This is a genomic window from Longimicrobium sp. (assembly GCF_036388275.1).
GTDB lineage: Bacteria > Gemmatimonadota > Gemmatimonadetes > Longimicrobiales > Longimicrobiaceae > Longimicrobium.
The window spans coordinates 13,218-27,911 of record NZ_DASVSF010000021.1; the positions used below are offsets into that span (position 1 = coordinate 13,218).

General features: G+C 69.2%; 12 protein-coding genes. 5 read left to right on the plus strand and 7 right to left on the minus strand.

Translation table 11 applies throughout. The features are described 5' to 3' along the window. Positions 1-392: 392 nt before the first annotated feature. The 3 genes from purD (at position 393) to VF632_RS05710 (ending at position 3,901) form a co-directional block, all read left to right on the plus strand. Positions 393-1,685 carry a phosphoribosylamine--glycine ligase gene (gene purD / locus VF632_RS05700; protein ID WP_331021894.1) on the plus strand — a complete coding sequence of 431 codons (1,293 nt, stop codon included), beginning with the start codon at positions 393-395 and terminating at the stop codon, positions 1,683-1,685. Next, positions 1,678-2,493 (plus strand): bifunctional DNA-formamidopyrimidine glycosylase/DNA-(apurinic or apyrimidinic site) lyase, encoded by an 816-nt coding sequence (gene mutM, locus VF632_RS05705; RefSeq protein ID WP_331021895.1) that lies wholly within the window; start codon positions 1,678-1,680, stop codon positions 2,491-2,493. Before purD ends, mutM begins: the two co-directional genes overlap by 8 nt. 124 nt (positions 2,494-2,617) lie before the next feature. Beyond that, positions 2,618-3,901, plus strand: coding sequence for a tetratricopeptide repeat protein (locus VF632_RS05710; RefSeq protein ID WP_331021896.1), 1,284 nt, complete (start codon positions 2,618-2,620; stop codon positions 3,899-3,901). 79 nt (positions 3,902-3,980) lie between these two features. On the opposite strand, the gene VF632_RS05715 is transcribed toward VF632_RS05710, so the two are convergent. After that, positions 3,981-4,181, minus strand: coding sequence for a hypothetical protein (locus VF632_RS05715; protein WP_331021897.1), 201 nt, complete (start codon positions 4,179-4,181; stop codon positions 3,981-3,983). 503 nt (positions 4,182-4,684) lie between these two features. On the opposite strand from VF632_RS05715, the gene VF632_RS05720 reads away from it, so the two are divergent. Both VF632_RS05720 and VF632_RS05725 read left to right on the plus strand, forming a co-directional pair. Further along, positions 4,685-5,728 (plus strand): GIY-YIG nuclease family protein, encoded by a 1,044-nt coding sequence (locus tag VF632_RS05720; RefSeq protein ID WP_331021898.1) that lies wholly within the window; start codon positions 4,685-4,687, stop codon positions 5,726-5,728. Between the two features lie 90 nt (positions 5,729-5,818). Continuing rightward, positions 5,819-6,865 (plus strand): metallophosphoesterase, encoded by a 1,047-nt coding sequence (locus VF632_RS05725; protein WP_331021899.1) that lies wholly within the window; start codon positions 5,819-5,821, stop codon positions 6,863-6,865. Between the two features lie 467 nt (positions 6,866-7,332). On the opposite strand, the gene VF632_RS05730 is transcribed toward VF632_RS05725, so the two are convergent. The 6 genes from VF632_RS05730 to VF632_RS05755 form a co-directional block, all read right to left on the minus strand. Further along, a complete protein-coding gene (locus tag VF632_RS05730) occupies positions 7,333-8,331 on the minus strand; it encodes a C39 family peptidase (protein ID WP_331021900.1) in 999 nt (332 codons plus the stop codon). Between the two features lie 373 nt (positions 8,332-8,704). Beyond that, positions 8,705-10,264 (minus strand): ATP-binding protein, encoded by a 1,560-nt coding sequence (locus tag VF632_RS05735; RefSeq protein WP_331021901.1) that lies wholly within the window; start codon positions 10,262-10,264, stop codon positions 8,705-8,707. Between the two features lie 333 nt (positions 10,265-10,597). Then, a complete protein-coding gene (locus VF632_RS05740; RefSeq protein WP_331021902.1) occupies positions 10,598-12,175 on the minus strand; it encodes a M20/M25/M40 family metallo-hydrolase in 1,578 nt (525 codons plus the stop codon). 74 nt (positions 12,176-12,249) lie between these two features. Continuing rightward, positions 12,250-13,812 (minus strand): M20/M25/M40 family metallo-hydrolase, encoded by a 1,563-nt coding sequence (locus VF632_RS05745; protein ID WP_331021903.1) that lies wholly within the window; start codon positions 13,810-13,812, stop codon positions 12,250-12,252. Continuing rightward, positions 13,809-14,291 carry a metallophosphoesterase family protein gene (locus VF632_RS05750; protein WP_331021904.1) on the minus strand — a complete coding sequence of 161 codons (483 nt, stop codon included), beginning with the start codon at positions 14,289-14,291 and terminating at the stop codon, positions 13,809-13,811. The genes VF632_RS05745 and VF632_RS05750 overlap by 4 nt, the downstream gene beginning before the upstream one ends. Before the next feature lie 4 nt (positions 14,292-14,295). Beyond that, positions 14,296-14,664 carry a hypothetical protein gene (locus tag VF632_RS05755; RefSeq protein ID WP_331021905.1) on the minus strand — a complete coding sequence of 123 codons (369 nt, stop codon included), beginning with the start codon at positions 14,662-14,664 and terminating at the stop codon, positions 14,296-14,298. Positions 14,665-14,694: the final 30 nt, after the last annotated feature.

Below are 14,694 nucleotides of genomic sequence, written 5' to 3' on the forward strand. Positions count from 1 at the left end.
TGCAGATGACATCCTACCTGCCGACCCGCACCCTGTCATCCCGAAGGAGCGGTCCCGGCGAACCTTCCCCCGCGCCGACGACAGCAGCGACTGAGAGATCCGCCACACACCTGCGGTCCTGCACCGGCCGCGTCCCGCTCGCCGGACCTGCCACGGGAAGCCGGGACGTGCCACATCGATCTCCTACACTCCGAAGCAAGCCAGTCCGCGCAGGCGGACTTCGGGTCGTTGTTGCAGCGACTTCAGTCGCCCGTGCCGGGGTCGACACCAGGACGGGTGAACCCGCGGCTGGACCGACGCCCTCACACCACATTTCGGGCGGTTGCTGTGCACGCGGCGCGGGTACTATCATCCCCGCGTTCTGCACCCCTGCACCCAAACGGCGGCGTTCCTTGAAGATCCTGGTCGTAGGCAACGGCGGGCGCGAGCACGCCCTGCTGTGGAAGCTGCGGCGCGACGCGCCTAACGCGGAGCTGTTCATCACCCGCGGCAACGGCGGAACCGACGCGCTGGCGACCTCCATTCCGCTCGACGCGGGCGAACTCCAGTCGCTCGCCGGGTGGGCCGAGCAGAACCAGATCGACCTGACCATCGTGGGCCCCGAGGCCCCGCTGGCGGAGGGGATCGCCGACCACTTCGGCAACCACCGCCTGCCGGTCTTCGGCCCGAGCAAGCAGGCCGCGCGCATCGAGTCGTCCAAGGCCTTCGCCAAGGGGCTGATGGCGCGGCACGGCATCCCCACGGCGGCGTTCCAGGTGTTCACCGCCTTGAGCGACGCGGAGGACTACGTGCGCTCCCTCACCGGCCCCGTCGTCGTCAAGGCCTCGGGGCTGGCCGCCGGCAAGGGCGTGGTGGTGTGCGACGACACGGACCAGGCGCTCACCGCGCTGCGGGAAACGATGGAGGGCGGCGCATTCGGCGTGGCGGGCGCGGAGGTGGTGGTCGAGGAGCGGATGACCGGCGAGGAGCTGTCGGTGTTCGCCCTGACGGACGGCGAAGACGTGGTACCCATGGTCCCCGCGCAGGACCACAAGCGCGTGGGCGAGGGGGAGACGGGGCCCAACACGGGCGGAATGGGCGCCTATGCCCCGGTGTCGCTTGCCACGCCGGAGCTGATGGAGCGCGTGGAGCGCGAGATCCTGCGCCCCACCGTCGCCGCGATGGCGGCCGAGGGATGCCCCTTCCGCGGCCTGCTCTACGCGGGGCTGATGCTCACTCCCGACGGGCCCAAGGTGGTGGAGTTCAACTGCCGCTTCGGCGACCCGGAAACGCAGGTGGTGCTGCCCCTCCTGCGCTCGTCCCTGCTGGACCCGATCCTGGAGATCGCCCGCGGAGGCTCGCTCGCCGGGCTGCGCCTGGGATGGAGCCCGCAGGCCGCCGCCACCACCGTGCTGGCCTCCGGCGGCTACCCCGGCGACTACCCCAGCGGCGTGCCCATCCACCTCACCGCCGAGTTCCAGGGCAGCGACGACGTGATCGTCTTTCACGCGGGAACACGCCGTGCGGACGACGGCGCCCTGGTCACCGCCGGCGGCCGGGTCCTGGCCGTCACCGCCCTGGCCCCCACGGTGGCCGCCGCGGCGGAGCGCAGCCGGGCGGCGGCAGAGTCCATCCAGTTCGACGGAAAGCACTTCCGCCGCGACATCGGGTGGCGGGAAATCGAGCGCGCGAACTTCCATGCCTGAGCTTCCGGAAGTCGAAACCATCGTTCACGACCTGGCGGGGCTGCTTCCCGGTGCGCGAATCGGCGGCGTGGACGTGCTGCGGCCGGACCTGATCGACGGGGACGATCCGAACGCCTTCGCCGCGCGGCTGAAGGGGCGCACCGTGCACGACGTGGCGCGCCGGGCCAAGAACATCGTCGTAGGCTTGGGCGGCGAGCGGCTGATCGTGAACCTGGGGATGACGGGGCGGCTGCTGATGGCCAGGGCCGGGGACGAAGACCCCAGCCACCTGGGTGTGCGGCTTTCCCTGGCGGACGGGCGCGAGCTGCGCTACCACGACGTGCGGCGGTTCGGGCGGTTGTGGGTGGTGGGCGAGGATGCGTGGCGTTCGTTCGACGGCGGCCTGGGGGTGGAGCCCCTGTCGGACGAGTTCACCCCCGACTGGCTCCACCAGTCCGCCGGCCGGTCGCGGGTGCCGATCAAGACCTGGCTGATGGACCAGGGGCGGGTGGTGGGCGTGGGCAACATCTACGCGAGCGAAGCGCTGTTCCGCGCGGGAGTCGATCCCCGGCGGCCCGCAAACACCCTTTCCGCCAGCGAGGCCACTCGAGTGGTACAGGGCGTGCGCCAGGTGCTCACCGACGCCATTGAGTTCCGGGGCACCACGTTCCTGGACTACCGCGACGCCAGCGGCGAGCGCGGGGGCTTCGCGGAACGGCTCAAGGTATACGACCGCGGGGGGGAGCCGTGCCCGGTGTGCGGAACCCCGCTGGAGCGGCTCGTCCAGGCCGGACGATCGACGTTCTTCTGCGGCTCCTGCCAGCGATGACGGTACATCGGCCCGACTTTTACGCCACCGTGTGCGATGAATGTCTGGCTTTTTTCATCTGCTACATTATTATTCGGGCACATCTGCCGCGTGGTCCCCTCCTCCAAGCCCACTCGCACACGCCATGCAATCACGTAAGTTTCGGGTTCCCCAGCGAAAGACGCAGCGCCGCTGGCGCGTTCCGCCCGCTCTCAAGCGCGGCGACGAGGTGTTCGAGGGGCTCGGGCTTCTCGACGAGGTAACCGGCGAAAAGGGGCTGCTGCTGTGGCAGTCGCTGCGCGACGCCCTGCTCTGGGCCGAAGCGGCGGAAGGCGACCGCGCGTCGCTCTTCGCCGCCGACGCCGAGCGGGTACGCATGGCCATGCTAATGGCCGCCGCGCCCGCCGCCGACCTGGAAGAGCCGCTGGCCGCGCTGGCCCGCATGGTGGGCGAGCCCAACGCCACGTCGGAAGAGATGGTGTCGCTGGCCTGCCGCCGGGTGGCGCAGTGGGCCGACGAGCAGGGGCTGCTGACCACCGCGCTCTCGTTCGCGCAGGCCGCCGCCACCGTGACGCCGGGCGACGCCTCGGCCGCCTTCGCGGTGGGCCAGCTGGCGCGCCGCCGCGCCGAGTACGCGCGGGCCGAGACGTGGTTCCGCCGCGCCATCGCCCTGGCGCGCCAGATCGGCGACTGGCCCACGTATTCGAGGTCGTTCCTGGGCCTTGGGCGCCTGTACATGCAGCGCGGCAAGCTGCCGGTGGCCCGCAAGTTCCTGATCCGCTCCATCCGTGCGGCGCAGCGGAACAGCCTTCACACGCTCGAGGGCAAGGGGCTTCACGACCTGTTCGGGGTGGCCGTCGAGGCCGATCGCCCGGAAGAGGCGCAGGAGCTGGCCCGCGCGGCGTACGCGGCGTACGGGCCGGAGAACGCGGAGCTTCCCCGCCTGGCGCAGGACGTGGCGTACTGGTGGATCACGCAGGGGCACTTCTCGCGCGCGGTACCGGTGCTCCGCTCCGTCCTTCCCCATCTGCCGCATCCGTCGGACCGGCTGATGGTGTTCGGCAACCTTGCACGCGCGGCGGGCGGCATGAACGACCGCGAGGCGTTCCGGGATGCGTGGGACACCTGCCACGACCTGCTGTACAACTCGTCGGTCGACGAGCGTGCCGCGCAGGGGCTGCTGGACCTGGCACACGGCGCGGCGAGCCTGGGGCTGTGGGACAAGGCCGAAACGGCCGCGCGCGAGGCGCTGGATACCGGCGTCCGCCGCAACGAGGCGAAGATCCGCCTGTCCGCCGAGGCGTTGATGGACTCGGTACGGCACCACCGTGCGGTAGAGACGCGCAAGCGCGTCCCGGCGTCCGAGGAAGGCAGCGAGGTGCTGGCCGGCGACCTGGTGCGTTCGCTCAGTGCCTACGCCCCCAGCTGATCCTGCTGGACGGTCTTGAATAAGAGCGGGCGTGGTCGCTGACCACGCCCGCTCTTCTATTCGTTACCCGCGGCGCGAGTCATCCGCTCGAGCCGATGAGCCCGCTCCGCCCGGGTCCAGGCTCTCCCTCGCCCTGGATGACGCTGGAGGAGTCCGAGGCGGCATTGTCCAGCGAAGGACGCGAGGGGTGCTGCACGGCTTCCGGCGCGGTGGCGTCGCCGGAGCAGGCAGCCGCGGCCGCCAGCACCGCGGCCACAAGCAGGGTGCGTACGTTCTTCATTGCAGGCTCTCCAAGGATCGGGTGGGGGAATGATGTTGAGGCGGGATGACAGCATCTTAACATGCAGGAGCGGCTTGCGCCACGCGTGCGCAACATCGCATCGCTCCATTCGCGACTTCCCACCGGGAAAGATGGTGTGTCCGCCAGCGAAGCGCCAGCCCCACGGCCACAGAATTTACGGGCTCTCGGTGACAGGCCCGCTGGAACGCGGGTAAGGGCATACTTTTCATGCCGCCAAATTTTCAAGTTCATCGACTGCGTCCTGCATGGTTCATGGCGCTGGTCGACCCGGTGCGAGCGACTCTTCAGACCGTTTACGCCAGCGCCGTAGTACGCCGCGCGACCGATTTGTGGCACCGCGCCGAGAGATCCCGCCGGACGCGCGCGGACGCTCTTTCGCTTCCGGCCTCCGCGCGCTACCTTCGCCATTGATTCGGTTTTTCTTCCCCGGCGAACTCCGCCCTGCAGTGAAGGTCATCCCCACCCATCCGTTGCGAGGGCTGGTGCGTGAAGCCCGCAACGTTCCCGGCGTGTACCGCTGGCTGGGCACGGACGGCGAAGTGCTGTACGTGGGCAAGAGCAAGTCGCTCCGCACGCGGCTGCTCACCTACTTTCGCGCCAAGCGGGGCGACAAGCAGCACGCCATCGTCCAGGGCGCCGCCTCGCTCTCGTGGGACTACGAGCCCAGCGAGTTCGCCGCGCTGCTCCGCGAGTTGGAGCTCATCAAGCGGTTCCGCCCGCGGATGAACCAGCAGCACAAGCGCGACGGCCGCTACTCGTTCCTGAAGGTGACCACCGCGCGCGCCCCGCGCCTGTACGTGGTGGGCGCCGTCTCCGACGATGCGGCCAGCTACTACGGACCCTTCCGCGGCGGCAAGCGGGTCCAGGAAGCGGTCCGCGAGCTGAACGACCTGCTGGGGCTTCGCGACTGCCCGGTGAACACGCCCATCCGCTTCGCCGGCCAGCCCGACCTGTTCGCGTGGGAGCACGCCCCCCGCTGCCACCGGTTCGAGCTGAAGCTGTGCCTGGGCCCCTGCGCGGGACGGTGCAGCGAGCCCGAGTACCAGCGGAGGGTGGACCTTGCCCGCGCCTTTCTGGATGGGCGGGCGGACGAGCCCGTGCGCTGGCTGAACGAGCGGATGCAGGCGGCCTCGGACCGGTGGGAGTTCGAGTATGCGGCGTCCCTGCGCGAGCGCCTGCGGAGGCTGGAGGGACTGCGCGACGAGTTCGCGCAGCTGCGCGAGGCGCTGGACACCCTGACCTTCGTGTATCGCGTTCCCGGGACGGACGGCGACGACCGCGTGTACCTGGTGCGGCGCGGCACCGTGCGCGCCAGCGTTCCCGTGCCGCGCAGCACCGCCGAGCGGCGGCGCCTTTCGCGGCTGTGCGATGAGCATTTCGGCCGGCCAGAGGGCGCGGGCGCCCTCGTTCAGCGGCACCAGGTAGACGAGATCCTGCTGCTGGCGCGCTGGTTCCGCGCGCGGCCGCAGGAGATGGAGAACACGGTGCCGCCGGCCCGCGTGGAGGCGCTGCCGCTGAGCGCGTGAGCCGCGTGGCACATGCGTTGCGCCCGGCCCGCGGGGCACGGTGACGCCGTGAGCCCCCGACGCGTTCGAACCATCCTGACGGAGCCGTTGATGCGGACCAGCTTCCGCTTGCTTTTCGTGTGTGCCGCCGCCCTGCTCTCCGCCTGCGGGGAGGGCGGCCCCGCTACCGCCGGCATGGCGGGGGGCGATACCACCGGCCCTCCCCCGCAGTCGCCCTACGGCGCCACCGGCGCGCAGAACGTGCGCGTGGTGCCGGTGGAGATCGAGGTGATCGGCCTTCCCGAGGGGTGGAACGGAATGCGGATCGCCGCGCTTTCCGATTTTCACCTGTCCATGTGGCCCGACAACGCCAACGTGGCGCGCGCGGCCGTGGAGCGGGCCATCGCCGAAAAACCCGACGTCTTCGTGCTGCTGGGCGACTACGTGGGCAGCCGCCGCGGCGACTTCACGGCGCTGGACCGCGTCCTCGCGCCGCTGAGGGGAAGGACCGTGTTCGCGGTGCTGGGCAACGAGGACATGCTGGAAGATCCCGACGAGCCCGACAGCCTGGCCATCCTGACGCGCGCCGCCCTGGCCCGCAACGGGGTGCAGCTGCTCCACAACGCGCGCGCGCGGTTCATCCGCAACAACGACACGGCCTTCATCGCGGGGGTGGATCCCTACATCGCGCGCCGGCCGGACTGGCGCCGCGCCGAGATGTACGGCGGCATCCCCGGCGGGGGCTCCACGCCCGTGCTGCTGGCGCACATGCCGGTGGCCGCGCTGACGGTGCCCACCGACAAGTACCCCTCCGTCATCTCCGGCCACACCTTCTGCGGGCAGATCGAGGTGCCGGGCACGCCCCGGCTGACGTGGGTGAACACCGAGCTGTTCCCGCAGGAGGCCAACGCGGCGAGCAACCGCATCTACCGGGTGCGCGGGTCCACGCTGTTCGTCACCTGCGGCCTGGGATTCTCGTTCGTCCCGGTGCGGTTCGGCTCGCCGCCGGAGGTGGCGATGATCACGCTGCGCACGGTCGGCGGGGTGCAGCGCGACACGGCGGCTACGAAGGGCGGCGTGAACGTCGACTCGCTGATCCAGCAGTTCACCCCCGACTCGGCGCGCACGGAGGAGGATACGACGGCGGACGAGGGCTGACGCCCGGCGGTCGCGGCGCACCTCGAAACCTGTCATCCTGAGGCCCAGGCGCGCCGAACCTGCCTGTAGGACAAGCCTCGCGGGCCGAAGGATCTAGCCGCGGATACGTCCCAGCCAGGGCGCGGCAGCGGTCACTAAAGCCGAGGCCTCGGCTCTACGGGTTCACCCGCCCGTGGAGGGTTACACGCGACAGCCCCGGTGCGCCTCGAGGAATGTGTGGCGGATTCCTCGGTCGCTGCCGTCGACAGTGCACGGGCAGGTTCGGCGTGGCCGCTCCGTCGGGATGACAGGCGCGCTTCGGCAGCGCTGTGGTGCGCGTGAGGTAAAAGCCCCGAACGGGACGCGTGAGCGGCCCGTCTCGGGAGCTTACCGCATTTACAGCCGCGGAATCATCTTCCCCAGCGGACTAAGGGCCGGCTCCCGCGCGGGGAGCCGGCCCTTCATCGTCTCATTATGGTGCCCCGTGGTCAGGGCACCAGGTACGTCTCGTGGTACCGCACCGTGTTCGGATCGAAGTAGGTACAGTTGCCCTGCCATGGCGTGGTGATCGCCTTGCCTACGATCGACCTCCCGTAGCGCACCCCTGCCCCGCCCGATCCGCCGTAACCCGCGCCGTTGCACAGGCTCTGTCCCCATACCCCGGCGGGATCGTTCATCGTGTAGTTCGTTCCGTCGTTGCCGATCAACAGCATCACGTGACCCGAGCTGGTGAACTTTCCGTGGATGATCACCGGCCGCTGCTTGTTCAGCTCCGCCTCCATCTGCGCGACGGACCCGGTTTCCATGTGCACGCGGATGCGCTGCTTGAGCCCGGCGCGCGCCGCGAGGCGGTTGAAGATCGTGTCGAACTTGAATTCGTCCTGCGACTGCTTGCGGAATTCCGTGTAGATCTGGTCCGGCGTGTAGTTGGCCCCGTAGTACTTCAGCAGCATCGCCATCGTGGTGTTGGCGCAGGTGGCGCCGGGCTCGTACACGTTGTTGTACTGAAAGAAGTACGGCACGTTCGCGATCAGGTCGCGGATGGTGAAGTCCTTGTACGCGCCCGCCACCTGCGTGCCCGCCGAGTTGTAGCCGCGCACGTAGATCCGCCGCACCCCCACGCCGCTGAACTTGTACGTCACCGCAAAGAAGTTCGCGCGGTCCGTGCTGGAGCCCAGCAGATAGGTTCCGTCGGCGAAGTACTTGATGGTGACGATGTCGCTGGTCGCGTCGGCCTTGAAGGTGACCGGGTTGGTGGCGGTGGTGCCGGTGGGGCTCACCCACGCGATCGTGGCGGTGCCGGAGAGCGTCTTCCGTGCGCCTTCCGGCGTGGGGGTCAGCGGGGCCGCCGCGCCGTCGCACCCGGCCAGCGCCAGCATTCCCGCGAGCACGGCAAGGCACGATGCCCGTCCGAATCGTGGAAGGCGGCGCCTGGGGAGATTCGGGGCTTGCGCGAACAGCGGGAGGAGCGTGCCTGGATGGTTCATCGTGCCTCGAGCGGGTACGGGAGGGGAGGGACATCAGGGATGAACCTGAAACCGGAATTTTCGTACCCGCGCTGTTCCTCCAGGGCCGTTCTGAATGCGCCGTGGCGTAACCACATACTGTGCAACGACTACCGGAATGCGACTCCCCAACCACCCTGGTACGTGCCGGTCTGACCGCATCGAACCGCTTTTCCCTGCCGCGGAACTTATGCCTGGTTCACGACGCGAATCCGACGCTTTGTGCCATCGATCAGGAATGGCGAGAGCGATTGCTGATTCCCATTCTTCGGACAACGGCCGAGGGCGGGGACGCAAGCGCAGACCCTACCCTCGTTTCGATCCCCTTGACCCGCGGCTCTACATCTGCGGACCCTCACCCGTCCTTCTGCTCGTCAACACCCCCCGCCGCAATAGACCGGCCCACCGCGGCAAGTAGCTGCGCGGGCGTGACCGGCTTCTGCAAGATGTTCTCGGTGGCGCTCTGCAATCCACGCTCGCGCAATGCATCACCCGTGTAGCCGGTTAGATACAGGACTGGGATCCCGGGTCGGATCGCCCTGCAGCCCGCGACGAGCTCGGGGCCGCTCATTCCGGGCATTACGACGTCCGTCACCAGCAGATCGACTTTCGGGGCGACCGCCGTGAATGCGCCCAGTGCCTCCTCAGGTCTTCCGAACCCTGAAACTTCGAAGCCCGCCTGCTCCATCACGCGGATGCAATATCGCCGTACCGATATATCGTCCTCTACCAGGAAGATCCGCCCCAGGCCGGCCGGAAGGCTCGAGATCATCCTCGCCGGTGAGGCGGGGTCGGCGGGTCCGTCTTCTGCCGGCATAAGGAGGTGGAAGACGGTTCCCTCCCCCACCCTGCTTTGGGCCCAGATGAACCCGCCGGATTGCTTGACGATGCCATACGCGGTGGAAAGTCCCAGGCCCGTGCCCTTGAGCGGCCCTTTCGTGGTGAAGAACGGCTCGAACACGCGGGCAAGCACGTCCGGCGCCATTCCGAGTCCCGTGTCGTGGACTCGAATCGCGATGTAATTACCCGGGGGTACGTAGTACGGGACCGATTCTTCATTCGGCCGGCGCACATCCGCCCGGCAGACCTCGAACCTCAGCACCCCGCCGGAGGGCATCGCGTCGCGGGCATTGATGGCCAGATTGATCAGCACCTCCTCCAGTTGCGAAGGATCGACCCGGACGAGCCCCACGTCCGGGTTGATGGTGAGTTCGATCGAGATATCCTCCCCAAGCAGCCGGTCCAGGAGACGCCGGGCGGCGAGGACCAGGTTCCCCGGTTCCACGATCCGCAGATCGACCGTTCGTTGACCGGAGAAGGCGAGCAGCTGTTGAGTCACGGACTTCGCTCTCTCGCCTGCTCCCCGGATGTCTTCGACGTCCGTGCGACGGGGATCGTCGGATGGCATGTCGAGCAGCAAGAGCTCGGCATTCCCCAGGATCACCGTGAGGAGGTTGTTGAAATCATGCGCCACCCCGCCCGCCAACCGCCCCACGGCCTCCATCCGCTGGGCCTCCCTCAGCTGGATTTCGAGTTGTCGCCGTTCCGTCACGTCGGCCGCGAGGAGCAGAACGGCCGGCTCGCCCGCCAGCAGCCGATGGTTGAGACGTGCTTCCATGAAACGCCACGTCCCGTCAGCGTGCCGGCATCGGAAGCTGACCCAGGTCGCCCTCCCCTCGTTGGTCGCCAACAACGAACGCAGCACCATTTCCAGGTTGCGCTCGTCGTCCGGATAAACCAGGGACAGGAGTGACTGGCCGATCAGCGCGTCCGGGGACAGCCCCAGGACCGATCCCGCCGAATCGCTTACGTATCCGAAAGAGAGAGAGGAATCCAGCACGGCAAAGATGTCTCTCTCGAACTCGAGCATTGCCCAGAGGCGGTCCAGCGGAATTTCCCATCGGCGTCCACGCATGGTAACTCTTTCGGTGTAGACCCGGGGTCGAAACGGGAGGCGATGGCCGAGGGGCTGGCTACGTTGTCCATCCTCACTGGAAAGGGTAGTCACGTGTGGCGCGATCCGCAAGCGACACAAATCTCACACCTGACGTAAACTCACGGGCCGAACGCTCGGGCATCCGCGGGCGGTTCGCGCAGCGCTTGTGGATCCCTCCCGTACCGTGTTCCACAACGCTCTGAAAGGTGATGCCGGGCCGCTGGTGTCCCTGGTCCGGTCCCTTCGGCAACGAAAAGGGGCGGGGATGCACGCGCATCCCCGCCCCTTTTCGATTCCGCTGGACCCGCGGGCCTACATCCGCGGACTTTCCGCCGCGCTGCGGGCGGGAGCGGCGCAGGCGGGCCAGCTGCCCGGCTGCCCCGTCTGCTGGTTCACCGGGAACTCCGTCCGCCGGTCGCGCGGAAGGATGTTCGCCTCCTGGTCGGCCTGGTAGATCAGCATGGCCACCATCAGCGCGTTCCGCCGCACGTCGTCCCACGAGATCTTGTCGTACGTGTCGCGGTTGGTGTGCCACGTGTACGTCCCGTAATCCCACGAGAGCGAGCCGAGGCCGAACGCCGGCGCGCCGTAGCACACGAACGCCGCGTTGTCCGATCCGCCACCGCTGGGCATCCCCGGATCGTCGATCTGCACGCTGTCGGTCACGAACGACGGCATCGCGCCCAGCCAGCGGCGGAAGTACGGCGCCGTGCCCGTCAGCCCCTGCATGGAAATGTTGCGAATGCGGCCCGTGCCGTTGTCCTGGTTGAACAGCACGTGCAGGCCGCTGACGATTTCCGGGTGGTCGGCGGCAAAGGCGCGCGACCCGTTCAGCCCCTGCTCTTCGCCGCTCCAGTGGCCCACCACGATGCTGCGGTTGGGCCGCGGGTACACCTTGGAAAGGATGCGCATGGCCTCCATCATCACCACCGTGCCGGTGCCGTTGTCGGTGGCGCCCGACGAGCCGTCCCACGAGTCGAAGTGGGCGGACAGCATGATGTACTCGTTGGGTTTGCGGCGCCCGCGCACCTGCGCGATCACGTTGGACACCGGCACCGCCTCGCCGGTGAACTGCGACTGCGCGTCCAGCCGCAGCCTGGGCGCGTCGCCGTTCGTCGCCAGCCGCGCCACCAGGCCGTAGTCCTCGCAGCTCAGGCTGATGACGGGCACCTGGCGGGTGCGCGCGTTGAAGATCTTGTCGACGCCCCACCCCTGCGACCACAGGTTGGTGACGATCCCCGCTACTCCCGCCGCCTCCAGCCGCAGCTGGAAGTCGCGGGCCGCCAACCCCGTGGCCGACACCCGCTGGTTCCACGCGTTCTGCGCCGCCGTGCGCTCCGCACGGAACCGCTCCCAATCGGCTGCGACCGCCCAGCGCTGCCAGTTCTCGTCCGGGCGGCAGGTGGGCTGGGGGAACGAAATCATCACGAACTTGCCGCGCGCGCTCGGCAGCCAGGCCTTGAACGCCGCGGAATCCGCCATCTGCGGAAGCATCACGGCCTCGGCCGACACGGGGCCGTTGGTGCCCGGGCTCCAGGCCAGCATCATGCCCTCCAGCGAGCGTACGCGCGGAGTCATCAGGTCCACGTGCGTGTGGCCGCGCTGCCAGCCGCGCCAGGTGCCGTAGCGCTCGCTGCGGGCGGTGATGCCCCACTGCGCGTACTGGGCGATGGCCCAGCGCTGCGCCGCATCCATCTCCGGCGACCCCGTCAGCCGCGGGCCGATGGAGTCCAGCAGCGGCTGCGCCAGGCGCTCCAACTGCGAGTTCTGCGTTCCCTCCTGCCAAATGGCGCGCAGCACAGGGTCGTTGCTCGTCCACTCCTGCTGCGCGGCGGCGGGGCCGGCCAGGAGGGCGCCGACGGACAGCACTGCCAGTGCGGTTCTCTTCATCACGATGAGTCTCTCACGTGTGGTGCCGGAAGGGTCCGGCGTGCGCCGCGCGGCAGGGCCGGTGGCGTTGCGCTTTAGTTCAGCGACCGCTGCGCAGGACGGCAGGCGGGCCAGCTGCCCGGCTGCCCCGCCACGTTGGGCGGAAACTCGGTGCGTTGCGTCCGGGGGATGCGCTCGTCTTCCGCGGCCTGGTAGGCCAGCATGGCCAGCAGCACCGCATTCCGGCGCAGATCGGAGAACACGATCTTGTCGTACGTGTCGCGATCGGTGTGCCAGGTGTAGGTGCCGTAGTCCCACGAGGTGGAAAGCAGCCAGAACCCCGGCGCGCCGCGGCACACGAAAGACGAGTGGTCGCTGGAGCCCGCGCTGGGCAGCCCCGGGGCGTCCAGCTTGATGCTGTCCGCCAACATCGGGGGCACGCGCGAAAGCCAGCGGCGGAAGAACGGCTCGGCTTCGGTGAACCCCTGCAGCGAGATGCGGTCGATGCGCCCCGTGCCCGTGTCCTGGTTCAGCAGCGCCTGCATGCCGCTCACGATCTCCGGATTGTCTTCGGCGAACGCGCGCGACCCGTTCAGGCCCTGCTCCTCGCCGCCCCACAGGCCCACGACGATGGTGCGCTTCGGATTGGGATACACGGCACGGAGGATCCGCGCGGCCTCCATCATCACCAGCGTACCCGTTCCGTTGTCCGTGGCGCCCGATGCGGCGTCCCACGAGTCGAAGTGGGCGGACAGCACCACGTATTCATTCCGCAGGGCGCGGCCGGGGATGGTGGCGACGGTGTTCATCGCCGGGGCGGCACCGGTGAACTCGGCCTGCGAGTTCACGCGGATCTCCGGGCCCTGGTTGCGCGACGCCAGCCGGTGGAGCAGCCCGTAGTCCTCGCAGGTCACATCCAGCACGGGCAGGGGCAGGCCCAGCGCATCGTGCACGCGCTGGGTGCCCCATCCGCCCGTCCACTCGCTGGTCACCACGCCCGCGGCGCCCGACCGCGTAAGGAGCATCTCCAGCTCGTTGGGCTGAACCCGCAACCGGGAAAGCCGTCGGCGCCAGCTGGAATCAGCCCGGGCCACGTCCTGCGCCAGCCGCCCCAGCATCTGCGGCTGCGCCCACTTCTGCCAGTTCTCGACCGGCCGGCAGGTCACCGGCTCGGCCGCGCCCAGGACGAACTTGCCACGCACGGTGCCCAGCCAGCGCCGGGCCGCCGCCGTGTCCGCCAGTTCGGGGATCGCCACCACCTCGGCGGTCACCGCGTCGGCGGTCCCGGGGCTCCACGCCAGCAGCCGCGCCTCCAGCGAGCGGACGCGCGGCTGCACCAAGTCCACGTGCGCCGTTCCGCGACGCCAGCCCACCCACGAGCCGTACGTCTCGTTGCGCGCCTCGATCCCCCAGCCGCGGAACTGCGCGGCGGCCCACTCGTGCGCGGCCCGCTGCCCCGGCGACCCCGTCAGCCGCGGCCCGATGCTGTCCATCAGCGCCTGCGCCATCGGCTCCAGCCGCGAGCGCTCCATCCCCTCGCTCCAGATCGCGCGCAGCACCGGGTCACCCGTCGTCCAGCCCTCCTGCGCAGCGGCTACGAGCGGAGTGGCGGCGAGCACCGCGGCTGCGATCACCGCAAGGCGGACACGAGAGATCATCGCTTTTCCAGATCCAGTTCGACCAGCCGGGCAGAGGCCGATCCGTCGCCGATCTCCGCGAGGGCGACCGTAACGGGATCGCGGAAGCGGCGGCGGCCCGCGCTCCCGGGATTCACGGCCAGCGTGGCGCCCACCTGCTTGATGAGCGGGCGATGCGAATGGCCGAACACCACCAGCCCCGCGCCGGGATGCAGGGCCGCGATCTTCTCCGGCGTGGGCGAGCCCACCTGCATCCCATGGATGACGACCGCGCGGACGCCCCCGAGCTCCACTTCCGCCACCTCGGGGACGCGGCCGCGCACCTCCAGGCCGTCCGCGTTGCCCCAGACGGCGGTCACCGGGGCGATGGCCTCCAGCTCGGTGATGATGTCCAGGTTGCCGATGTCGCCCGCGTGAAGGATGTGCTCCACGCCCTGGAACACGTCGAACACCTGCGGGCGCAGCAGCCCGTGCGTGTCGGAGATGATGCCGATCTTCACGGCGCTACAGCGTCACGGAGCGGCTGCGAACCTCGCCGGGGCGCCCAGCCTCCAGGCGGTACCAGAAGACCATCGCCTTGCGGGCACCCGGCTGGTACCCGGTGATGCTCGCGTACGGCACGCGCGCCCCCTGCCCCGCCTCCACCCGCGGGCACTCCGCCGGGGGCACGCACGGCGCCCAGCGCGCGCGGGTGGAGAATTCCTCCTCCAGCACGGCGTAGTAGATGGGCTCCGAGCTGAGGTTGGAAACCACCAGCGTGTCCCCCGCCGTCGCGACCGCAAATTCCTGCAGCGGATACGGTTCCGGGGCGCGGACTGCCACGCAGCCGGCGGTGGCGGCGAGGACCAGGAGGGCGAGAAGCTTCTTCCACATGCGTCGAGTTCGGGAACGGTAGGTGATGAC

What these genes read in the sequence shown, in the direction of transcription:
- VF632_RS05710 (WP_331021896.1), top strand. Translation starts at nt 2,618, where the DNA reads ATGCAATCACGTAAGTTTCGGGTTCCCCAGCGAAAGACGCAGCGCCGC.
- VF632_RS05715 (WP_331021897.1), bottom strand. Translation starts at nt 4,181, where the DNA reads ATGAAGAACGTACGCACCCTGCTTGTGGCCGCGGTGCTGGCGGCCGCG.
- VF632_RS05735 (WP_331021901.1), bottom strand. Translation starts at nt 10,264, where the DNA reads ATGCGTGGACGCCGATGGGAAATTCCGCTGGACCGCCTCTGGGCAATG.
- VF632_RS05740 (WP_331021902.1), bottom strand. Translation starts at nt 12,175, where the DNA reads ATGAAGAGAACCGCACTGGCAGTGCTGTCCGTCGGCGCCCTCCTGGCC.
- VF632_RS05745 (WP_331021903.1), bottom strand. Translation starts at nt 13,812, where the DNA reads ATGATCTCTCGTGTCCGCCTTGCGGTGATCGCAGCCGCGGTGCTCGCC.
- VF632_RS05755 (WP_331021905.1), bottom strand. Translation starts at nt 14,664, where the DNA reads ATGTGGAAGAAGCTTCTCGCCCTCCTGGTCCTCGCCGCCACCGCCGGC.
- VF632_RS05725 (WP_331021899.1), top strand. Translation starts at nt 5,819, where the DNA reads ATGCGGACCAGCTTCCGCTTGCTTTTCGTGTGTGCCGCCGCCCTGCTC.
- VF632_RS05730 (WP_331021900.1), bottom strand. Translation starts at nt 8,331, where the DNA reads ATGAACCATCCAGGCACGCTCCTCCCGCTGTTCGCGCAAGCCCCGAAT.
- mutM (WP_331021895.1), top strand. Translation starts at nt 1,678, where the DNA reads ATGCCTGAGCTTCCGGAAGTCGAAACCATCGTTCACGACCTGGCGGGG.